This is a genomic window from Mycoplasma sp. 1232, from assembly GCF_034863345.1.
Taxonomy (GTDB): Bacteria; Bacillota_I; Bacilli_A; order Mycoplasmatales; family Metamycoplasmataceae; genus Mycoplasmopsis.
In genome coordinates, this window is the sequence record NZ_JAYFFB010000001.1 from 94,971 (window position 1) to 117,896 (window position 22,926).

At 28.0% G+C, this 22,926-nt stretch carries 20 protein-coding genes and 3 tRNA genes; 4 read left to right on the top strand and 19 right to left on the bottom strand.

The features are described 5' to 3' along the window. Position 1: 1 nt before the first annotated feature. Positions 2-619 carry a translation initiation factor IF-3 gene (infC, locus tag VBM88_RS00325; RefSeq protein WP_323680189.1) on the bottom strand — a complete coding sequence of 206 codons (618 nt, stop codon included), beginning with the start codon at positions 617-619 and terminating at the stop codon, positions 2-4. Between the two features lie 403 nt (positions 620-1,022). Between infC and whiA the strand changes: the two genes are divergently transcribed. Further along, the gene (whiA, locus tag VBM88_RS00330) at positions 1,023-1,895 is read left to right on the top strand and encodes a DNA-binding protein WhiA (RefSeq protein WP_323680158.1); all 873 of its coding nucleotides are present in this window, start codon (positions 1,023-1,025) and stop codon (positions 1,893-1,895) included. Positions 1,896-1,964: 69 nt separating this feature from the next. On the opposite strand, the gene VBM88_RS00335 is transcribed toward whiA, so the two are convergent. The 18 genes from VBM88_RS00335 to VBM88_RS00420 all read right to left on the bottom strand — a co-directional run bounded on the left by VBM88_RS00335 (position 1,965) and on the right by VBM88_RS00420 (position 20,245). Next, positions 1,965-3,818: a transglutaminase-like domain-containing protein gene (locus VBM88_RS00335; RefSeq protein WP_323176543.1), complete on the bottom strand. Its 1,854-nt coding sequence runs from the start codon at positions 3,816-3,818 to the stop codon at positions 1,965-1,967. 557 nt (positions 3,819-4,375) lie between these two features. Continuing rightward, positions 4,376-4,801, bottom strand: a complete 426-nt coding sequence (locus VBM88_RS00340) for an MscL family protein (protein ID WP_323176542.1) — start codon at positions 4,799-4,801, stop codon at positions 4,376-4,378. 142 nt (positions 4,802-4,943) lie between these two features. Then, positions 4,944-7,331, bottom strand: coding sequence for a DNA gyrase subunit A (gene gyrA, locus VBM88_RS00345; protein WP_416234935.1), 2,388 nt, complete (start codon positions 7,329-7,331; stop codon positions 4,944-4,946). 373 nt (positions 7,332-7,704) lie between these two features. After that, positions 7,705-8,424 (bottom strand): pseudouridine synthase, encoded by a 720-nt coding sequence (locus VBM88_RS00350; RefSeq protein ID WP_323680160.1) that lies wholly within the window; start codon positions 8,422-8,424, stop codon positions 7,705-7,707. Further along, entirely contained in the window at positions 8,424-9,548 is a 1,125-nt protein-coding gene (locus tag VBM88_RS00355) for a nicotinate-nucleotide adenylyltransferase (protein ID WP_323680161.1), read from the bottom strand. Before VBM88_RS00355 ends, VBM88_RS00350 begins: the two co-directional genes overlap by 1 nt. 5 nt (positions 9,549-9,553) lie before the next feature. Then, positions 9,554-10,768 carry a DNA polymerase IV gene (locus VBM88_RS00360; protein ID WP_323680162.1) on the bottom strand — a complete coding sequence of 405 codons (1,215 nt, stop codon included), beginning with the start codon at positions 10,766-10,768 and terminating at the stop codon, positions 9,554-9,556. After that, positions 10,752-11,174: a Fe-S cluster assembly sulfur transfer protein SufU gene (gene sufU, locus VBM88_RS00365; protein ID WP_323680163.1), complete on the bottom strand. Its 423-nt coding sequence runs from the start codon at positions 11,172-11,174 to the stop codon at positions 10,752-10,754. The genes VBM88_RS00360 and sufU overlap by 17 nt, the downstream gene beginning before the upstream one ends. Then, complete coding sequence (locus VBM88_RS00370) at positions 11,164-12,318, bottom strand: aminotransferase class V-fold PLP-dependent enzyme (protein WP_323680164.1); 1,155 nt, start codon at positions 12,316-12,318, stop codon at positions 11,164-11,166. The genes sufU and VBM88_RS00370 overlap by 11 nt, the downstream gene beginning before the upstream one ends. Beyond that, on the bottom strand, positions 12,318-12,836 hold the full coding sequence (locus VBM88_RS00375; RefSeq protein ID WP_323680165.1) for a hypothetical protein: 519 nt from the start codon (positions 12,834-12,836) through the stop codon (positions 12,318-12,320). The genes VBM88_RS00370 and VBM88_RS00375 overlap by 1 nt, the downstream gene beginning before the upstream one ends. Then, positions 12,836-13,279 carry a transcription antitermination protein NusB gene (locus tag VBM88_RS00380; RefSeq protein ID WP_323680166.1) on the bottom strand — a complete coding sequence of 148 codons (444 nt, stop codon included), beginning with the start codon at positions 13,277-13,279 and terminating at the stop codon, positions 12,836-12,838. The genes VBM88_RS00375 and VBM88_RS00380 overlap by 1 nt, the downstream gene beginning before the upstream one ends. Before the next feature lie 105 nt (positions 13,280-13,384). After that, a complete protein-coding gene (locus tag VBM88_RS00385) occupies positions 13,385-14,818 on the bottom strand; it encodes a hypothetical protein (protein ID WP_323680167.1) in 1,434 nt (477 codons plus the stop codon). A gap of 124 nt (positions 14,819-14,942) precedes the next feature. Beyond that, positions 14,943-15,016: transfer RNA gene (locus VBM88_RS00390), tRNA-Gly, on the bottom strand. A 94-nt stretch (positions 15,017-15,110) separates the two neighbouring features. After that, positions 15,111-15,187, bottom strand: a tRNA-Arg gene (locus VBM88_RS00395). 5 nt (positions 15,188-15,192) lie between these two features. Continuing rightward, positions 15,193-15,267 (bottom strand) — tRNA-Cys (locus VBM88_RS00400). 211 nt (positions 15,268-15,478) lie between these two features. Further along, entirely contained in the window at positions 15,479-17,281 is a 1,803-nt protein-coding gene (gene dnaK / locus VBM88_RS00405; RefSeq protein ID WP_323176533.1) for a molecular chaperone DnaK, read from the bottom strand. A 102-nt stretch (positions 17,282-17,383) separates the two neighbouring features. Further along, positions 17,384-18,280, bottom strand: coding sequence for a nucleotide exchange factor GrpE (gene grpE / locus VBM88_RS00410; RefSeq protein ID WP_323680168.1), 897 nt, complete (start codon positions 18,278-18,280; stop codon positions 17,384-17,386). Positions 18,281-18,316: 36 nt separating this feature from the next. Then, a complete protein-coding gene (locus VBM88_RS00415; protein WP_323680169.1) occupies positions 18,317-19,360 on the bottom strand; it encodes a heat-inducible transcriptional repressor HrcA in 1,044 nt (347 codons plus the stop codon). Positions 19,361-19,468: 108 nt separating this feature from the next. After that, a complete protein-coding gene (locus VBM88_RS00420) occupies positions 19,469-20,245 on the bottom strand; it encodes a class I SAM-dependent methyltransferase (protein WP_323680170.1) in 777 nt (258 codons plus the stop codon). A gap of 197 nt (positions 20,246-20,442) precedes the next feature. On the opposite strand from VBM88_RS00420, the gene gap reads away from it, so the two are divergent. The 3 genes from gap to VBM88_RS00435 all read left to right on the top strand — a co-directional run bounded on the left by gap (position 20,443) and on the right by VBM88_RS00435 (position 22,926). Beyond that, positions 20,443-21,444 (top strand): type I glyceraldehyde-3-phosphate dehydrogenase, encoded by a 1,002-nt coding sequence (gene gap, locus VBM88_RS00425; protein ID WP_323188493.1) that lies wholly within the window; start codon positions 20,443-20,445, stop codon positions 21,442-21,444. Between the two features lie 95 nt (positions 21,445-21,539). Then, positions 21,540-22,310, top strand: coding sequence for a hypothetical protein (locus tag VBM88_RS00430; protein WP_323680171.1), 771 nt, complete (start codon positions 21,540-21,542; stop codon positions 22,308-22,310). A 154-nt stretch (positions 22,311-22,464) separates the two neighbouring features. Next, complete coding sequence (locus VBM88_RS00435; protein ID WP_257088829.1) at positions 22,465-22,926, top strand: YhcH/YjgK/YiaL family protein; 462 nt, start codon at positions 22,465-22,467, stop codon at positions 22,924-22,926.

Genomic DNA, 22,926 nt, shown 5'->3' on the forward strand with positions numbered 1-22,926 from the left:
TTTATTCTCCTTCTTTAGCATCTTGATCTTTTGATTCAAGACTCTTTTCTTTTTGGTATCTAAGTACTTTTTGTTTATTTGGTTGGAGATTCATGTCAAGGAAACGATTATTGATTAATTTAGGTTCTGATGTGATTTCAGCAATATCTTCTAATGTTGCGAAGAATTTTTCTAAAGTCTTGATTCCTAAATCTTTCATCAATAATTCACGTCCTCTTAATTTTAATGAAACTTTGATACGATCACCTTTTAAAAGAAATTCTCTAGCTTTTCTACTTTTTGTAAGTAAATCATTTTCTCCAATCATCGCAGTTAATCTAACTTCACGATTTTGAATAATTGTTTGTTTTTCTTTTAGTTCTTTATTTTTCTTTTTACGGTCATATTTGAATTTACCGTAATCAAGAATACGACAGATTGGTTTAGGTTCAACGCTTATTAAAACTAAGTCCATTCTCTGGCTTTTTGCCAATTCAATTGCTTCAGATGTGTACATTACACCAATTTTTTCTTGATCTGCTCCGATTACAAAAACTTGTTTGAATGGAATATCAGAATTTACGTAATGTTCTGAAGGTGTTTTCTTTCCTTTTGCTTGAATAATATACTCCTTAAATAAATGTTAAGTAAAAAAGTGGTTACCCACTTCCTTGTTCTACTAAAAAAGGTATCAGAATTTTTGATACGTTTAATTGTAGCTAAACCCAAGACTATGGTCATCAGGTGAGAAGTGTCTTCTACTTTTCTGCAATTTAAACTTTTATATTGCTTTTTAATTTTATCAAAAAAATATTTTTTGATTAACCTTACATATAACTATGTTATATGTTAGTTTTTAACTAATATACCTATGTGTAAGGTAAAAAAGTTTTAGCAATTTCATTTATGCAAGTAATTATAAATAAATTTATTTTATTTGAATGTCTAAATCCGACTTTTATATGCATTTTTATGAACTAAAAATATTGCTTATTTGTTAAAAAATAACTTACATAAAATATTATATTTTTTATAATTAAACTATGAATAAAGAACATAAAACATCGTTTAGTTGAGAGTTAAAAAAAGAAGTCATAAACAACTTATCTAAACCACACGAAATTAAGAGGTTTTTAAGTGGTTTACTTTTTTGTGCTGCAGAAGTTGAAAAAGAGTTTTATGTTCTCAAAATTAAAAATGAATATCTTTATTCAAAATTGCTTAGAAAACTTGAAAAAATTAATATTAAACCAATCATTAATCTAAAATGAAAAACTAAAATCTTAATTAAGATTTCTGACTTTGAAATGATTGAGAAAATTGATTTTAAAGATTCACTTACAAGTTTTTTTGCTGGTGTATTCTTTGGTAGTGGTAGCATCTCAGGAAAATCATCAACTTCATACCACTTAGAAATTTCTTCACATAATTCTGGACACTTAGTAAAAATTCAAGAAAAACTAAATCAATATGACTTTAATTTCAACTTCTTGAATAGAAATAATAAATACATAATTTACCTTAAAAATAAGGAAAAAGTTATTGACTTTTTAGCAGCTATTGATGCTAAAAAGTCTTGGTACAAGCTTCAAAACATAATTATTGCTCGTGACTTTGAAAATGTTGTTAACCGTATTAATAATATCGATATGAGTAATATTAATAAGATTGCAAAGAGTACAATTAAGCATATTGAAAACATTAACTATATGTTTGAAAATGGATTAGATATTCATTTCACAGACAATCAACTTGTTTTATTTAGATTAAAAGTTGAAAACAAATGATTGTCACTCCCTGAATTATCAAATTTACTTAACACTGAACATAATGTGTATGTTTCAAAAAGTGGAATAAATCACTGATTTAGAAAACTTAATGAAATTGTTTCAGAGCACAAGAATGCTAAAAAATAGAGTTTTGCATCTCAGTAACTTGAGATGTTTTTTTAATCAAAAAGCAGACATTTTAGTCTGCTTCAATTTCTATTGATCTTGTAAATTTAAGTCAAATAACTTAACTAATTTGTTTTCTGAATTTTGATCTCCAAATGAAAACTCAAGTTTGTTTTCATTTTTATTCAGGAAGATAAAGAAGTTTTTGTAGTCTCCACTATATACAAATTCTTTTTTAAGTCCAGACGTTTTAATATTGTATGAATAAATATAATTTCCATTATCATTTTGAGCCATAAAGAACATTTTATCCCCATGCATAGCAGCTTTTGGTAAAACTTTTAAACTTAGTCCACTAACTAATGAACCAAATTCATCAACTGTATGAATTGAGTTTTCAATATTTTCAATTGGGATAGTTTTGTTTGTTTCAACGTATTGCAATTTAGGTTGATTATCTTTTATCGAAACAAAATACAACTTATGATCGTTATAGTTTAATGATGAAATTTCTTCTCCATTTGCATACATATCTTTAAGTTTGTAAACTCACTTATTAAATAATGAATTATGCATTTCTTGAGAAATAAAGTTAATTGCTTCATTTGAACCATCATTTGGTTTTAAATCAAATAATGTGAAATCTGTTGTAACTGCATTTTGATAATTAAAAAAGTTTTTCATTTCAAAATCTAAATCGATTTCACCTGATTTTCCTAGAGGGAAGTATTTTTCAGCTTTTCCTGTATCTGCATGTGTTGGATCAGTTGAGAACCATTTACCATCTTCATTTTGGATATTCAATCAAGTGTGGTAGTCACCTTGCATCACTTTGTATGAAATATTTACATTAGATAAAAGTAATGCCATTTGATCAACATAATGTCTACATACACCTTTATGTTCTATGTAAGCAAAGTCAAGTGAGTTCATTGTTTCTGTACCTGGTTTAGTTTTATAAATTAAGTTTTCTAAAACGTATTTACCTAGCACATAGACTTTTTCATAAGTATTCATTGAGTTATCGACTAAACTAAGCGCATTTTCAACATATTTATCAACAACTTGATTCATATCATTTCTTCTAAAGTCATTTGCATTTATTAAAATTCCATAAACTTTATTCTCTGGTGTAACTTCAAATGAAATTGCTGATGTTGCAACTAACGAAATTTGTTTGAAATTTCTAAAACCTGATTTTAAGAAATCTTTAACAACTTCATAATATGTATCAGCAGGAATTAAATATCCATTTTTATCATAATTGATTCTTCCATTTAATTGTTTGTAGTTTTCATCGTTTGAATGATCTTCATTTTTATCTGCAACAACTCTTTGAACAACTTCTTTGAAATGTTCTCTAACTTCATCAATTGTCATTTCAGATTTTAATGAATAAGTAGGAGGATTTATCGCAGCTAATTGCTTATTAAAACCTTTAACAAATGTCGAAAACATTTTGTTAATTTTTGCATATTCTTCTTTTGCAGACTCTACATTATTTCCTACTACAGTATCTCACCCATCAATTACTGTATTAATTTTGCTAAAAATCACATCGGCAAAATTTTTGTAAGATCCATATTGCTCATCAGTTCCTTCAGGTCTAGCCATATGAAATACAAATGATTCAGCACGTCCTTTATAAACATTTGCATAATTGTTCAAGTAATTGTTAAAATCAACTCTTGTTTGCTCAATTTGTGATTTATATGATTCAACACTATTTAATTTTTCTGGAGCATCCGGTTCTGGTGTTACTGGATTTGGTTCTGGATCTAGTGCAGGAGCAGGATTTACAGGTTTTGGTTGTATTGGCGTAGGTTTTTCTGACTCAGCAGGCGTCGGCTCTTCAGTATTTTTATTACCACAAGAAATTGCTGAAATCAACAAACTTGTTGCAGGTGCTAAAAATAATAATTTAAATAAACTTGATTTTTTCATAAGTCTCCATCTGTAAGTAAAAACAAATAATTACTTTACTTACTCTTTATATAATTAAATGATATAACATTTATTATATTTTTACCTAATTAATTAATTTATTCTAAAAACTTAATAAATTAATAAAAATAAAGAAATTTAAATCCATGGATTTATATTGAATTGATCGTTTTCCTTACAGTCTCAAAATCTAAACGTTTTTTTAAAATGACCAGTCTTGGAAACATCTTTAAATGCAGAACATAAATAATTACATTTATTAATTCTTAAATCTTCAATTTTCTTATTAAATTCATCCTCAATTTAATTATAGACCGTTGGTTATTGCGAAGATTTATTTCTTACCCCCCACGTCACATAGGTTTAAACAACTATTCGTCACTGTCATAGGTTTAAAAGTATTAAAAATAATAAAAAACATGAATGATATAAACTCTAATTTTCAATATCGAAAATATCTATTGACCATTATTTATTTTTCAATTTGAACTTCATTTGAAAAAGTCAGAAAAAAACTACCTTGTTAATTAAAAGGTAGCTTTTGATTTTTGAATAAATTATTTTTTATCCATTTTGTCATTAAGTTTAACTAATTCTTTTAAGATCAATTCTTCTGTTGTAGGTTTAGCTGGAGCTTCAGCAACTGCTGGTCTTTTGGCAGCTTTGTGAGCTGCAATAGCGTTGGCAATTAAGAAGTATCCTAATAAAATTGCAAATACAACAAATGAAACAATAATAAATGTTAATAATGCAGCTAAGAATTTTCCGTAAAGAACACCATTTGATTCCATTTTTGCTAATTCGTCAAATCCTAATAATTTAGAAATTGGGTTCATAATAATATCGTTTGCTAATGAAGCAACTAAAGCACTGAATACTGCTCCTAAAATGAAAGCAATAGCTAATAATAAAATGTTTCCACGTTTTAAATTGTTTTTAGCATCAACTAATGACTTTTTGAAAATTGAAGGTTTTTTAGACATTTCAATTCCTTTCCAAATTAAGTTTTTTATATATTTTTGTCGTTTTGTATTTTAATAAATTAACGACGCTATTATACCCTTTTTTAACTTAATGCAAGCAATAAAAAAATAATGCTAATTTATTTTAGCATCATTTTACTTCTTAATTATCTTGTGAAATAACTTCAACAGCAACGATTGAATCGTTGTCTTTTAAGTTAATAATTTTTACACCTTTAGCATTTCTTCCTGTTTCAGAAATTTGGTTAATTTGAGTTCTTATTGTTGAACCTGATGATGTAATTACTAAAAGCTCATTGTTTGTATTAACAAATCTAGCAAATACTAAGTTTCCAGCTTTGTTACTATCAATACCAGCAACTCCTTTAGAACCTCTTCTTGTTAATCTAAATTGTTCTTTGTCTGTAAGTTTTCCAAATCCTTTTTCACCAAGTGTAAGGATTAATGAACCTTCGCTATCTGATGAAGCTGATACAACTTCTTGATTATCATCAAGTTTAATTCCCTTAACTCCTAATGAATTTCTTGAAAGTGGTCTAATGTCATCAGATTTGAACATACATACATTTCTGTAGTTGTTTGCGATTAATACAGATTCTTCATTTCCAATCACAAATGCTCTAACTAACTGATCACCTTCTTTTAATTTGAATGCAATAAGTCCATTTTTTCTAATGTTTGCAAATAATTTAAGATCAGATTTTTTAAACATACCTTGTTTAGTTACAGTTACTAAATATTGATCATCTGAGAATTTATCAACATTAAGAATTGAGATAATTTTTTCTCCATTTTCGACATCTAATCCTGAAAGGATGTTTACAAAAGGAACTCCTTTTGATTGTTTTGAACCTTCTGGAATTTGGTGACCTCTTAATGCATAAACTTTACCAATGTTTGAGAATAATAATAAGTTTGTATGTGTTGATGCGTGAATAATCATTGCAATATCATCATCTTCGTAAGTTTTCATACTTACTGAACCAACCCCACCTCTACGTTGTGTGTTGTATTCATCTAAGTCGATTCTCTTTACATAACCTTTTGAGCTTGATGTAATAACAATTTCTCTTTCATGGATTAAATCTTCATCTGAAATAACACCAACAGCTGATTCATCAATAACAGTTCTACGTTTGTCATTGAATTTTTCTTTGATTTCTTCAAGTTCTAAAACAATTTGGTTAATTAATTTTTCTTCTGAAGATAAAATGTCTTTGTAATGAGCGATTTCAACATTTAATTCACTAATTTCAAGATCCATTTTTTCAATGTTTAATCCTGTTAATCTGCTTAAACGCATTTCAAGGATAGCTTTTGTTTGTCTTTCAGTTAAATTAAATCTGCTTGATAATTTTTCTTGAGCTTCAGCATCTGTTTTAGATTGTTTAATTATTTTAACTACTTCATCAATGTTTGATACAGCGATTTTTAATCCAGCTAAAATATGAGCACGTTCTTCTGCTTTATTTAAATCAAATTTAAGTCTTCTTGAAACAACATCTTTTTGGTGTTCGATAAACACTTCAAGAGCTTGTTTTAAGTTTAATGTTTTAGGTTCTCCATTAACAATAGCAACTAAGTTAAAGTTGAATGATGTTTGGATATTTGATTTTTGGAATAACTTGTTTAAAAGAATGTGTGGATTTACACCTTTTTTAACATCGATAACTAAACGAATACCTTCTCTGTTAGATTCATCTCTTAAGTCAGTAATTCCTTCAACAACTTTTGCTTTGTGTAATTCAGCAATCTTTTCAATGATTGTAGTTTTCTTAATTGCATAAGGAATTTCTCTAATAATAATTTTTGATTTTCCATTAGGTTGCTCAATAACTTCGCATTTCGAACGAACAGGAATACTTCCTCTTCCAGTTTCGTATGCTTCTAAAATTCCTTTTGTTCCAAGGATAATTGCACCGGTTGGGAAGTCAGGCCCTTTAATGTGTTGCATTAATTCTCTAACTGTAATTTCAGGATTTTTAGCAAGAGCAATAGCTGCATCAATTGATTCGCCTAAGTTGTGTGGTGGAATTTCAGTTGCCATACCAACAGCAATCCCTGATGAACCTGAAACAAGTAAGTTAGGAAATCTTGAAGGTAATACTGTAGGTTCCTTTTCACTTCCATCATAGTTATCTACAAAATCAACTGTATCTTTTTTAATTCCTTCTAGCATTTCAGAAGCAATTTTAGACATTCTTGCTTCTGTATAACGCATAGCAGCAGCAGAGTCACCATCGATTGATCCGAAGTTACCATGCCCATCTACAAGTGGATAACGCATTGAGAAATCTTGAGCCATACGAACCATAGCTTCATAAACTGATGAATCACCGTGTGGGTGATATTTCCCTAAAACATCCCCTACAATACGAGCTGATTTACGATGTTGTGAACCAGGTGTAATTCCTAATTCTGACATATCGTAAAGAATTCTACGGTGAACTGGTTTAAGTCCATCACGTGCATCTGGAAGAGCACGTGAAACAATAACACTCATAGAGTACTCAAGGAATGATTGCTTCATTTCGTTATCAATAACAATTGGAATTAATCCTTCTGTTGGTGACTCAATGATTTGAGATTGAACTTGATATTCATCATTGTTTTGAGGTAATTCTTCCTCTTCTTCAACTTGCTCAACTACTGGTTGTTTTTTCTTGAAGATCATTTTGTTATTTTCTTCATATTCAAATTCTGTATCGTCTGAAGCTTTTAATGTAACATCAATTTCTTCAATTAATTTATTGTCTTTGTCTTTATTGTCTATCATACAAACTCCTAACAGGATATATTTAAATGTAATTTAAATATATTATATATTTTTTACAAATTTATATACATACATTATTTTTACCTTTTACAATAGTGTGCAAGCTTTAAAAGTAAAAAAACAAAGACTATTTTTTAGCCTTTGGTTTGTTTACTCATGCTTTTAAAGTTTTAACTTCTTTGATTGTAAGTGGTCTATATTTTCCTACAGGAATGTTTTCAACTGTAATTCCACCATATTCAACTCTTTTAAGATTGATAACTTCTTTATCAACTAATTTGAATAATTCCTTAACGTGATGGTAAGTCCCTTGTGTTAAAACAACAAAATAACTTTTTGATTCAATGTGAATAACTTGTTGGTTTGAAAATTTTTTGTTAATAATTACAGGTTTGTTTAATTTAGCTAATTCTTTTTTATCAAGCGGTTCATTTAATCTTGCTCTATAAACTCTTACAACTTCATATGATGGGTGCATTAATTTATTAGCTAAATCTCCATCATTTGTAAGAATAAGAACTCCGGTTGTATCATAATCTAATCTACCTACAGGAAAAATTTTGTAAGGTGTATCAATTAAATCAGTAACTTTTGCTCTATTGAAATTATCTTTAAGTGTACATACAGTTTTTGGTGGTTTATTTAGAACAAAATAAACTTTTTGTTCTTCGCCATTAATTGGTAACCCATCAACTAAAATTTCATCATTAAATGAAGCTTTGTCACCTAATTTAGCTATATAACCATTAACAGAAATTCTTCCATCTAAAATCATTTGTTCAGCTTCTCTTCTTGAAGCAACTCCTGCTTTAGAGAGAATCTTTTGTAATCTTTCTTGCATTTCCATTAGTTACCTTCTTTCAAATCTATATCTAAAGGTGATTTACCACTTCTGTATTTGTTATATAAAGCAAGTTGCTTATCTGAAAAGACAACTCCTTTGTTAATGTTGTAATCATAAGCATCTTGAACCGCTTGTGAAAATCCTGCTTTTAAATCTTTTAAAGCTAGAGATCTTACTTTTTGGATACCAGGATACTTTCTTCCTTGACAAATTTTGTCAGCTATATAAACCACAATATCAAGTGGCGTCATATTTTCTCTCATAGATGTGTGATATTTAACTGCATTTAAAATATCTTCATTTTTAATTCTCAAAGCGTGTTTAAGAATTATGTATCCTGTGTATTGATGCAGCATATGGTTTTCAAAACTATCTAATAATTCAGGTTTATTTTCTTTAATTATCTGCATTGAAACTTCGGGATCAATTTCTTTTGCAATGTCATGAACTAAACCTGCAAAATAAGCGTCTCTAGCAGATAGTCCGTGTGCTTTTGCAAGTGCAACTGCAAATTCAGCACAAGACATAGAGTGCTTTGCTCTAAGTGCTGTAAGTGTATTGAAAATAATTTGCTCTATATATAATCTGTGTTCTGCAATGTAATCTGCAACAACTTCTGGAACAAAGTTTAATTCACCTTTTTTATATAAAGTGGATGATTCAGGTCTAATTGGGTTATTTAAAATTAAAGCATTATATTTTTTTGCATAAATTTTGTTGAAATTGTTACTTCTTTTGAAAACAACAATTTTTGCAAGCTTACAAATTTCATCAATATTTTTTCATTTATTAAGTGACATTAAGTTGTCTGAACCAATGAGCAAGAATAATTGGTCATTTTTGTATTTGTTTTTAAAGTATTTAAGTGTGTCAATTGTATAACTAACTCCACCACGTTTAACTTCAAAATCAGATACTTCGATTTTATCTTCTCCATCTGTAGCTGATTGAATCATTTTAATCCTGTGCTCACCTGAAGCAGTTTTTTTATTTGTCTTAAATGGTGATGAATATGTAGGAACAAAAATTAATTTATCTAAATTAAGCTCATTAATTGCATATTTAGCAATTTCTAAATGACCTTTATGAACCGGATCAAATGAACCACCAAAAATTCCTATTTTCATAATACCTACTTTCTGTATAAGCTACCTTGTAAGGTGAATTTGTTTTTTTCTTTGTTTACATTTTTATTTACACCAATGTTTGCAAAGTTAATATTTATGTTTTCATACTTTTTAATTTCAGTCGCTTCTTGGAATAATGGAACTGGTATGTAAATATCAAAAACATCTCTAAGACCTGATATTCTTACACCTATACCAATGTATTCTTTATCCCTGAAGTGTTTATCAAATAAATCAAAAGCAACTCTATGTAAATCTTCATATGTGTTGATATATTTGGAAATTTTATGTTGCTTTGTAAATCATTTTTTCTCTTTGGTTCTGATTAAAACAGAAACTACATTTCCAACTAAATTGTGTTTAATAGCTCTTCCTGAAACTTTTTTAATTAGATCATCAAAGTATTTAATTTTAATTTCTTCATCCATATAGTAATCTTCAAAAGTAATTTCATTCCCTAACCCTTGAAGTTGTTCTTCGTGATGTTGAATATTTTCATAATAATAAGGTTGTAAATTTTTAAGTATTGTTTCAGCATACTTACCAAATAATGTTTGCATTAGCAGCGTATTTGTAGACGCTTTATAAAGGTCGCCAATTGTTTTTAGTCCCATTGATTCAAGTTTTGGAGCAGACCTTCAACCAATTCCGTGAAATTCGCCAATTGGTAAGTGAAAGAATTGATCTTTGAAATTAGCTTCATTAGTAAATCCAATTCCAAATGGTTTTGAAATATTAGTAGTCATCTTAGCTAAAAATTTGTTGTGAGATATACCGATTGTAATCGGAATATCAAAAACTCTTAAGATTTCTTGTTGGATTTGTCTAGCTAAAAACTTTGGTGAAACTTTTGTTTTATAAACTAAATTAGTTACATCTAAAAAACATTCATCAATTGAGGATATATGAATATTTTCAGTGTATTTTCTGCCTAAAAAACCAAAAATAGAGTTAGATGTATTAATGCATAAATCCATATCAACATCAACGAACACTGTTTCAGGAACTAGTCTTCTGATTTCTTCTTTTTTCATTCCAACATGAACTAATTTTGTGTTTTTTAATTCATAACTAATAGATACAGCTATTGCATGTGATTTACTTTTGCATATTGCAATTGGTTTTTCTTTGAGTAGTGGATATTTTAATCTTGCTACTGATGCAAAGTAACTATCAAAGTCAATATGGAAAATAATTGGTTTTTTAGTTGTTGTTCTCATCTTGATAAGCTTTTGTGATTAACAGAGCACAATTAACTCTATTTAAGTGTGATTTAACATTATAGAAAACTCAAAGGTTTTCTAATTTTGTAATTTGCTCATCGCTTAATTGTTCTTGATTAACAAACTTTTCAAAAAGCGAAATAAGATTTGAGATTTCTTCTTTAGTTTTGTTTTTAATTAAATTTAAGAACATATCAGTTGAAGCAACAAAAATTGCACATCCAATTCCGTTAAAGTTTGCTTCTTTGATTTTGTCATTTTCTCATTGAATGTCTAATTGAACTTTGTCAGAACAAGTATTACTGTAATGAGTTTGAAATTTATCATCTAAATCTTTTTTGTTAACTGGGTTTTTATAATGCTCCATAATCATTTCACGAGCTTCATTTTGATTAAAACGCATAAAAGTCACCTCCATTTTTTAACTCTTCAATAAGTTTGTCAATATCTTCATATGAATTGTAAATTCCAAGTGAAATTCTTAAAAATGAATAATTATCTTGAATGTTTCTTAAATAAGGAGCGCAGAAAATTCCTGCTATTGTGTAAATTCCTTTTGAACCTAAATAAGTAGCAACATCTTGAGGATTAATTCCCTTTACATTAATAAGCGCAATGTTGTCACCTGGTTTCGAGAAAACTTCAATATTCTCTAATGTAGCTAATTGATTGTGTAAGTAAGTTGATAAATCCTTAAGAATTTCTTGAGTTTTTTCATATCCAATTGAGTTGAAAAAATCAAGTGATTTATCAAACATAAAGAAACCACCTAAATCAGGTGTTCCTGGTTCAAATCTTGAAATTGTCTTTTTAATAGTTCAATTATTATCTTTACCGATCGCGTCAACTGAACCACCACCAAATTTAACTGGTCTAAATTGTGAAAGTAATGTATCTTTAATTGCTAAGACACCCATTCCTGTTGGTCCATAAAATTTATTTGTGCTGAATGCTATTGCATCAAAATCATTTAAGGAAGTTTTTTTATGACTAATAGCTTGTGCTGCATCAGCTAAAATTACAATATTTTTTTCTTTTGCTATCTTACAAATTGCATTAATATCTAACGAAATATTAAAGTTGTTAGTTTCGTTAGAAAATGAAATGAGTTTAGTTTTCTCATTAATATCACTTAAAATGTCATTTGATATAACAACTTTTGAATTTGTTTTTTTAGCAATTTCTAATCAAGGAATAATGTTTGAAGAGTGATTGTATGAGCTTAATAAAATTTCATCACCATCTTTTAGAATTTGTCCCATCATTTGAGCAAACATATTAATTGATTCAGTTGTTCCTGATGTGAATATAACTTCTGTTTCTTTTGCATTGATTAAATCAGCAACTTTTGAACGAACTCTTGAAATTGTTTGATTAACTTCACTACCGATTGGTGTATCTGCTGTACGTGATGAAATTGATTTATTAGAATAAAAATCAACTAAAGCATCAACTGCAGTTTGAGGTTTCAAAACTAAGGCAGCTGAATCAAAATAAACAATAGACTTTAAGATTGGAAATTGTTCTCTAATTTCTTTATTTTTCATTAAAGCACCTTCTTTAGAATAGAACGTAAAACAGTGTTGTAATTTGGCAATTTTTGAAACTCATCTAAAAAGTCATAGTAGTATGTTCTTTTAACTTTATTAACTAAAAGATCAAACTCGTGTTTAGTTTCTTTTTTTGATAATGACTTATTGTTAACTAACTTAATTTGGTTATTTTCTAAATACTCAATATCAAAAGTGAGATTATCAATGTTGTAATATTTAGCAATTAGTTGATAGAACATAAAATGATAAAAGTTGCTAATCATTTGCTTTTGAGCATCAGTTGCATTTTTTTGAAATTCAATGTGACTTAAAAACTTATCAATAAGTTCATTAAGTGTATTTGAAGAAATACTCATTTCTTTTTTATTGTAAGCTGAATTATCTACTTGCTTTTTGATTAACTTGTAGTTAGCGAACTGCTCAATTGTAAAATAAAATTGCTTGATAATCTTTTTTAGATGTGAGTTGTATGCAATTACAAATTTAAGATTGTTAATTTTGATTGATGACATTATTTTGCTTTATCCATTAACTGAATTAATTTGTAATAGTTTTCTAAAATACCATTAACAAACTTGTAGTAACTTTCTTCTTGTGTCACGTTTGATTGGTCTAATGCTGGTGGGAAGAACATTTTTGTAATTTCAACTGACTCATTGAAAACAATTTTAGGTTGATTATTGAACAACTCAAAAGCACCATTTAAAATGATTGCTCTAACAACTGGAGAAAGTCTTTCTCAACTTCAGTCGCTGTTTAAAAGCGATGATAAAGTCTTTCTTAAAAACTTGTAGTTAGATGCAATTAAACTTAATCTTTTTGTTTCTTCAATATCAATAAAATCAAATTCAGTAACTGCAGTAGGAACATCGATTGCTTCATTTAAAAGTTCGTATTTGTAAAGAACTTGAATAACATTTAATCTGATTTCTCTTCTTGATTTTTTATTACTCATAAAATACTCCTTAAATATTTTTTTAATTATATTAAAAAAATGTTTTTGTGTATTTTGCTTTTAGTTCTATGGTATAGAAAGTTTAAAAAAATATCTAACTTTTAGTTAGATATATTTAACACTTTTTCTTGCTTCAATCTTGTTTTTGATTAATTCCAGAAGAGAGAATAAAGTAGATAAAATAAGTACATAAATAGGAATTGAAATTAAGGTTCTGAATATGATTGGTATCATAATTATTAGATAATTATTCCCTACTGTGTAATTACGTTTTAAGAATAAGTTTGCATAATTAATGAAGACATAAGGTCCATAAATTCATCTACATACAACCATAACAATTAGAACGATTCCGATAATCATGAATAAGTTTATGAAATAACTCGCAATTCTCTTATTTTCATCTTGTTTTGTATACACATAGAGCATTATGAACAATAGAACAAAAGTTAGAATAAATGAAATTGCAATTATTATGTATAAAGTAGCATCTGTAAGAGCGCCAACTCCAAAAATTTTACTGATCTTAAGACCCTCAATTAATTTAGTTTTTTTATTTTTAACAAAGAACTTTGGATTATCTGAATTCGATACTAAAATAATTGTAAGGAAGGTAGAAAAGAGTGAAATAAGTATCGTTACAAAAGTTACGATAATCGCTTTCATTGACTTTGTTTTATACATAAAAATGAATAGTTTTGTAATCAATACAACTGCAATCGGCACTATTGCATACATTCAGTATCAAGATCAAATTCCACCATTAAATAATAGTGCAAAAAAGTCTGACGCAACTCCTAAAAGTGCTGCTTTATAAGTTGTGAAAAAGATTGCATAGATAATATAAAACACATATTCAAAATTTAATCCAACTTTTGAAAGTGCTGTAAATTTAACAAGTGTCTGAACTATTAAAAATAGTCCCATTGTTATTCCGGCAATTGACATTTCATAAACATCAAATTTAAATTCAACATTTTTTAATCTTGAAAACTTGTTTTCAGATTCTGAATTGATTAAATAAATTAATTCATCAACTTTTTCAATTGAATTTCTTTCCTTATCAGAAAGGCATAAGGTGTTTATAAAGAGAATTTTGTAAATAACATCAACAAGTGGTATTACTGCTGTTAGATAAAGTAAATTTATAAGGTGTTTTTTATTACTTAATACAAAATGCATTCTCGGGTTAAAGGTGTAATAACCATTTTTAACTTTTTTAGCTAGCTCACTAGTATCGTAGAGCGATTTAAGAGAATAAATAACCCAAATTATTGGAGCAAAAATTAAGTATGTATATCATTGATTATTCTCAACTACATTTGATTTTCCTAAAATTGCTAAAACAACAAATGTAACAATTATTAAAAAGGTTATTATTTGAGAAATTGATTTAATTATCATCTTTTTATTTAAAAGACTTCTAAATAAATCATTGATATATCAATGATCACCTTTATATTCTAATGTTTTTATAAATTTTGGCTTAATAGTTCTTTGTCTTCATATATTTTTGTCTTCATATATTTTTGTCTTCATAATTTTTTTATATTATAAGTAATAAGCAAATTTTAGTAAGTAAAAAAGATAAAAAAACAACTCCCAAAAGGGAGCTGTCTTTCATAACAAAAAAACAAATGAGGTCAGCGATTTCTCGCTGATATGGAGCGAGTGAAGGGAATCGAACCCTCACAGTCAGCTTGGAAGGCTGAAGTTCTACCATTAAACTACACTCGCATTCGTTATTGGTGTAAATATTATAACACACAATTAATTTTTATAACGAAATTTTTTAAATTTTTTATTTTCTCGCACAAAGCAAAGCAACATCTGGCGCGCCCGACAAGACTCGAACTCGTAACCTTTAGGGCCGTAACCTAACGCTCTGTCCAATTGAGCTACGGGCGCATTTATGGAGGCACCAACGGGATTCGAACCCGTAATCAAAGTTTTGCAGACTCATGCCTTGGCCGTTTGGCTATGGTGCCTTGTGCTAACTTATTATAGTATATTTTTTATACTATGAAAATTTTTTTATTAAATTTTTAAACAATTTAATGCACTATTTATAAATCTGATAAAAACATATATTTATTAACAATAAATATAGAAATAAATTGGTTTTATTAAGTTTTTTTAATTACAAAAGCAAATAAAAACACCATAGTTTGCACTATAGTGTCTTAATATCTATATAAATTATTCTTCAACTACTTCAGCAACATCTTCATCTGAGTTATTTTGTGATGCTTGTTGTGCATTTTGAGCATTTTGTTGAGCTGATGCATTAGCAAAGTTTTTAATAACTTCTTCAACTTGGTCTAATTTTGTTTTAAGAGCAGGAATGTCTTTTTTGTTAATTAATTCTTGTAATTCACTAATTAATTTTTCAGATTCTGCTTTAGCTTTTTCATCTAATTTGTCACCTTGTTCAGCGTTAGCTTTCTTAATTTGGTCAATTAATGATTCAGCTCTAACGATTGTTTCAGCTTCTTCTTTACGTTTTTTGTCAGCTTCTTTGTTTAATTCGGCTTCTTTAATCATTCTTTCAATTTCTGCTTCTGATAATTTTGAAGAGTTTTGAATTGTGATTGATTGTTCTTTATTTGTTTTAACGTCTTTAGCTTTAACTGTTGTAATACCGTTAACGTCAATTGAGAAGCTAACTTCGATTTGAGGAATTCCTCTAGGAGCTGGTTCAATACCTGAAAGGTTGAATTGTCCTAATAATTTGTTGTCTGAAGCCATTTCTCTTTCACCTTGAACGACTGTAATTGTAACTTCTGTTTGGTTATCTGCAGCTGTTGAGAAGATTTGAGATTTTGTAACTGGGATTGTTGTATTTCTTGGGATAAGTGGTGTAGCAATACCTCCAAGTGTTTCAATACCTAATGTTAATGGTGTAACATCAAGTAATAAAATGTCATCAATGTCTCCTGCTAAAACAGCACCTTGAATAGCAGCACCGATTGAAACAACTTCATCCGGGTTAATTGAACGGTTAGGTTCTTTACCTAATGTTCTTTTTACCATTTCTTGAACAGCAGGCATTCTTGTTGACCCACCAACTAATAATACTTCGTGTAAGTCGTTAGCTGTAATTCCAGCTTCTTTTAAAGCATCTTCAATAGGTTTTCTTGTTCTATCTAATAAGTTAGCTGTCATAGCTTCGAATTCGCTACGTTTTAATTCTAATTCAACGTTTAATGGTCCGTTTGGTGTGATTGCTAAGAATGGTAAGTTAATAGCAGCTGTTGATTGGTTTGATAAATCAATCTTTGCTTTTTCAGCTGTTTCTTTTAATCTTGACATAGCCATTTTGTCGCTTCTTACATCAAAATCGTATTTTGATTTAATTTGTGAAATCATTCATTCAACAATGGCGTGATCTCAGTCATCCCCACCTAAGTGGTTGTCTCCTGAAGTTGATAAAACTTCAAATGTTCCGTTTTCTAATTCAAGAACAGAAACATCAAATGTTCCTCCTCCTAAGTCATAAACAAGAACTTTCATTGATTTATCAGTTTTTTCTAAACCGAATGCAAGTGCAGCTGCAGTAGGTTCGTTGATAATTCTAAGAACATCTAATCCAGCAATTTTACCTGCGATTTTTGTAGCTTCACGTTGAGCATTGTCAAAGTAAGCTGGAACTGTAATAACAGCTTTAGTTACTTTTTTACCTAATTTAGCTTCTGCATAATCTTTCATATATTGTAAGATCATTGCTGAAATTTCTTCAGGTTTGTAATCTTTTCCATTTAGCTTAACTGTTTTATCTGTTCCCATTAATCTTTTAATAGAAACAACTGTGTTTGGGTTTGTTTCAACTTGTCTTTTAGCAGCATCACCAACAATAATTTCATCTCCTTTAAATGCAACTACTGATGGAGTTGTTCTTTTCCCATTAGGGTTTTCTAAAACAACAGGTTGTTTATTTTCAATAACAGTAACAACAGAGTTTGTTGTACCTAAGTCAATTCCTAATACTATTTCTTTAGCCATATTTAATCTCCTTTTGCAATAAAATGTTTTTTTATCCTCTTTTTAATGTGAGTATATTATAACAGAAATTTAGCAAAACAATAATTTATTTGCTAAATTTTTTTATTTTACTTTTGAGATAACAACTGATGCAGGTTTAACTACTCTATTACCAATTTTTAAACCATATCTAACTACTCTTATAATAGAATTGTCAGCTTTATTATTATCGTGTTCGATTTGAACAACTTCTTGAGTGTGAGCATCAAATTCAGAACCTACAATTGGGTCAATTAATTGAGCACCATTTTCGTTAAAAAGATTTTCAAATTGCTTTGCAACAATTGAAAATCCAAAGCAGTAGTTTTTAACAACTTCATTATCTGAATTCAAACCAGCATTCATAGCCCCCATATAATTGTTATATGGTTCCATAAATTCTTCTAAAAACTTAGATAATGCATATTTTTTGTTTTCTAAAACTTCTTGTTTTTTTGCTTCATTAGTTTTTGAAACTAATTCTTCATATTTTTGCTTGAAGTTTCCGTCTAATTCTTGAAGTTTTAATTTGTATGTATATTGATCTAATTGAATTTTGTTTTCTAATTCTTTAACTTTTGCATTTAAAGAATCAATTTGTGAAGATAATTGAATTTTTTCTGCATTAAGTTTTTCAATTTCTGCAGCTAATAATTCTTTCTCTTTATCATTAGCTTTTGATTCTTCTTTTTTAATGTGTGAAATCTGAAGTTTTATGTCTTTTAAATTAACATAAGCTTTTTTACCACGGAAGTCTTTAAAAATGTAATCACTTGGAAACACTAATTTAATAGTTAATTTTTTATTAAATTTTTGACCAATTAAATATTTGTCAAAATCAGGTAAGTATTCATTTTTACCAACTGTGATTGTTTTTTTACCTTTAAATTCAATAATTTCTTTTGAATCTAAGAAAAGCTCAAATTCAGCAGTAATTTTATTACCCTCAAAAATCTTTCCCTTTGTTAAATAATTATTCATTTTTCTCCTCTTTTATTCCTAATTTTTACAGCAAGATTATTTTTTCTTATTGCTTAAAATTCTTTCCAACATTGCAAGCGCAGTCTTCATATCATCATATTTTGAAGTAGTAGCACCTACTATAGCAATTTCAGTGATTTGATTGTGATTGCTAATTTTCTTAGACATATATGTTCCTGAATTATCAATTTGAATTCTTATGTTTTCCTCATCTTCAATTTGAGATTCAATACTTTCTCAAATTGAGTGATTTTCAATCAACTCAATCATTTTTGAAAGGTCTTCTCTTTGAATATTTTGACTCAAGATAATGTTATTTTTTCCATAAACATTATTTTTATTTCTTGTTCTAGTCTTGAAGTTCCCAAAAACATTTCTAACAAATGAGTTGATAAGCTCTTGATATTTTTGAACTGCTTCTTTTAAAATAGGTTCTAAAATTGCAACAGTTTCAGGAATTTCACAAAGTGGTTTATCAACTAATCTTTCTTTGAAAATTCTTACTGCTGTTTTAACATCAGTCATTTTAAATTCGTTATTTTCAATATTTAAAATTCTTGAAAATACATCACCATTTGATGTAACTAATACAATTGTTGCTCTTGTAGGTGACAATACAACTAAATCAATACTTTTAAGAAGTGTTTGATCATCGATATTATTAGTTGTAATCATTGTATAACCTGACATATCAGCAATAATTTGAGCTGCTTTTTCGACTGTATTATCAATATCAACTTTTTTGTTTGCTAATATAGCTTCAATTTTGTTTTCAAATTCAGATGTCTGTGGTTTAGCAAGATATTTAGCATAATAATTAAGACCTAATAAAGTAGGAATTCTTCCACTTGTTCCTGACTCTTTTATAAGGTAACCTAACTCTTCAAGCTCACCTAAAATGTATCTCATTTTAGCACTTGAAAAATCTAATTCAGGATGTACTTTACTATATTTTTCAACTAAATATGCGCTACTTACAGCGTTTCCTGTTTCAATGTAAGCTTGAACTGTAGATCTTAAAACTGGTTCGTGTTTTGGTTTTAATCTTGTGTAATCTGAAGTTTCTTTTTTTGTTTCCATAGAAAATATTTTAGCATAAGTTAGCAAAAAACAAAGCTAATTGCTAAAATTATTTACAATATGAATTCTTCTTTAATTAATTAAAGAAATCATTTGCTAAATTAACAATTAACTTTGTTTTTTAATTACATAATAGATAGCATTATCACTAAAATCTAATGCATTTTTGCTTTCTTTTCCTAAACTATCTCTATGTGCATATTTATAAATTTGTTTAATTCCAGCTTCATTTAAAAGCGACATAATTTCATCAAAATCATAATAAGATAAAACACCTTTTTGCCCTTCCTGATAGTAAATAAAGTCACCTTTATCTCAGTTAGAAATATTTTTAAACTTAATTTCTTTTTCTTGCTGCTTAATTAATTTTTCTCTATTAATATCACCTTTAGCTTCGTGAGCACTAAAAACTATGTATCCATTAGGTTTTAGTGCAGTATAAGCATTTTTTAAAGCATTAATTTTATTAGTTCTATAAGGAATGCACATTAATGAATTGAATGTGAAGATCATAAAATCATATTGCTTTTGATATTTATAATTTGATAAATCAACTTCATAAAAATTCACATTTATGTTAGTTTTATTTGAATGATTTTGAGCTAAATATTCTTTAGCTTTTTTAATTGAATTTTTACTAATATCATAGCCGTCAAGGTTTAAAAATCCTAAATCAAGTGCTCCAAATATAAAACGTCCAGTACCTGTTCCTAAATCTGCAATGCTTGCAGTTTTAGGAATATTTAGGTTTTTTAGTCAATATTTTTCAGCATTTAAAATTCCAACATTTTCAATAGCTTCAAAATAATGTTTCAGTGAACTATCAGTATCATAAACTGAAGTCAACTCATTAACTGACATAGTAATAGTTTGTGAATTTTTCATAAAGCAATTATATTAAAAGTTAGATTATCACACTCAATTTTTAGACTAATTCATAAGCTGCATAAAGATAAAAAGCTAATATTTAATTTATAAAATTAAATAAATACACTTTTTTAAAAAAAGTATAATATATAAGCAATTTATAAATAGCTTTATAAATTATTAAAAGTTTAGTTTAGATATAGAAAGGAAGCAAAATTATGAAAAAAGTTGCTATTAACGGATTTGGAAGAATCGGAAGATTATTCTTACGTAGATTATTACAAACAAACTCAAAAGATATGCAAGTTGTTGCTGTTAACGACTTAACAGATCCAGCTACATTAGCTCACTTATTAAAATACGATACAGCATACCACACATTACCAGTTGATGTTGAAGTTAAAGAAGGTGCTATTGTTGTTAATGGAAATGAAATTAAAGTTTTATCAGAAAGAGACCCTGAAAACTTACCTTGAGCAGAATTAGGAATTGACCTTGTTGTTGAATCAACAGGATTCTTCACAAAACGTGAAGGTGCAGAAAAACACTTAAAAGCAGGTGCTAAAAAAGTTGTTGTTTCAGCTCCATCAGATAAAGATGTTAAAACAATCGTTTACAACGTAAACCACAACATCTTAACAAGCGAAGACAAATTAATCTCAGCTGCTTCATGTACAACAAACTGTTTAGCTCCAGTTGTTAAAGTTTTAGTTGACAACTTCGGAATTAAAAGCGGTTTCATGACAACAGTTCACGCTTACACAGCTGACCAAAGATTACAAGATGCTCCTCACAAAGACTTAAGAAGAGCACGTGCAGCAGCACAAAACATTGTTCCTACATCTACAGGAGCAGCAAAAGCTATCGGATTAGTAGTTCCAGAAGCTACAGGTGTTTTAAGTGGTTCAGCTCTTAGAGTTCCTACAATTACAGGTTCAGTAGTTGACTTAACAGTTGTTTTAGACAAACAACCAACAGTTGAAGAATTAAACGCAGCTGTTAAAGCAGCAGCAAGTGAAACATTATTATATACAGAAGCTCCATTAGTATCTTCAGATATCATTGGTGCTACATATGGTTCAATCTTTGACGCTCAATTAACAGACGTTTTAGAAACAGAAAATGGAAGACTTTACAAAGTTATTTCATGATATGACAACGAAATGTCATACGTTTCACAATTAGTTAGAACAGTAGAACACTTCGCTAAATTATAATAATCCATGACACAGCTAAAATAGCTGTGTTTTTTGTTGCACATCTCAAAAACTTAATATAATTAATAATATATTAATCATATTAAGGAAAAAATATGCCTTTTACATTAATCGCAATTTCTATAATTCAAGTTATCTTAGGTTGATTTGTTATTTTCGAAAAATCTGGTCTTTTATTCTACAAATCACTTCTAAAATTAACTAATGCAAAAATTGAACAACTTAAAACTTGAAATAAACAAAACAAAGTGGTAAACATAAAATACCTTGAAGGTAAAGATTATCTATTGAAAACTATTCAAAACAAGGTTATTATTCCTGCAATAGTGTTATTTTTCATTCACGTAGCTTTATATGTTGTTTTATTTTTAGAACTATTTTTACTACCTGGTAATGATCGCTACAATGAAACATATAAAACATTATTCCCGATAGTTGTTATACCAATTAGTTATTTACAATTCTTTTCATTGTTTATTATTCCTTACTTTTTTGTGTTCAAGAAAAGGTTAAATGATGAATTCAAAAAAGCTAAGAAAGTTAAATTTAGCCCTAATGCAGAAATGTTTGAAGGGGTTGAATTAACTGAACCACAAATGTCTGACATAAACTTATTCAAATTTAATGACAAAAACCCTAGATTAATTATTTGAAAACCTTTTGTTTTCTATGGTAAAGCTGAATTATTTAGTTCAATTTTCCCTATTAATATAGCTTCAAGAAAAATGAAAAACAGAGCTGACATCGAAAAATTAGCATACTTCTTATTAAACTTCGATTCAATTGGAGATTGGCTCAAATCAGAAGATAAACAAGTTTATGTTAAAGTATATAGAGCATTATTTGAAACTCAAAATTTCTTATAAATTAAACTATAAAACTACTTTTAAAGCTTACTCACTAGCTTAAAAGTAGTTTTTCTTATTATCAAGTTAACTGAAAATACTTTTTATTTTCTTTAAGTTCATAAGTTGTAAAAAATAATATAATATTAAAATATTATATTATTAGGAGGTTTAAATGATATATGACAAGTTTGTCAACGTAGGTAAATATGATTATGGCAATAGTAGCTTAAGTAAAGCAATGAATTTAATTAATTCATATGATTTTGATAATTTACCATATGGTGTAACTAATATTGATGAAAATATTAGAATAGTGAAACTTAATTACACACCATTTTATAACCATTTATTTGGTGAAATTCATAATAGCACTATTGATATTCATATTAATTTACTTGATACAAAAGAAGTTGTTTATTATGATTTAAATCCAAATAATGTAAACAATGAAATTTTGAATGAAAATAAAGATAATGATGTTAAATTCGTTCAAATGAATTCATACGATAATAAATTAATGTTAAACAAAAATGAGTTTGTTCTTTTCTTTGAAAATGAAACACATATGTTTGATTTATTAGACAAAAATAGTCCAAAAGACAAGATAATAATTAAAATTAAGACCAATAATTAA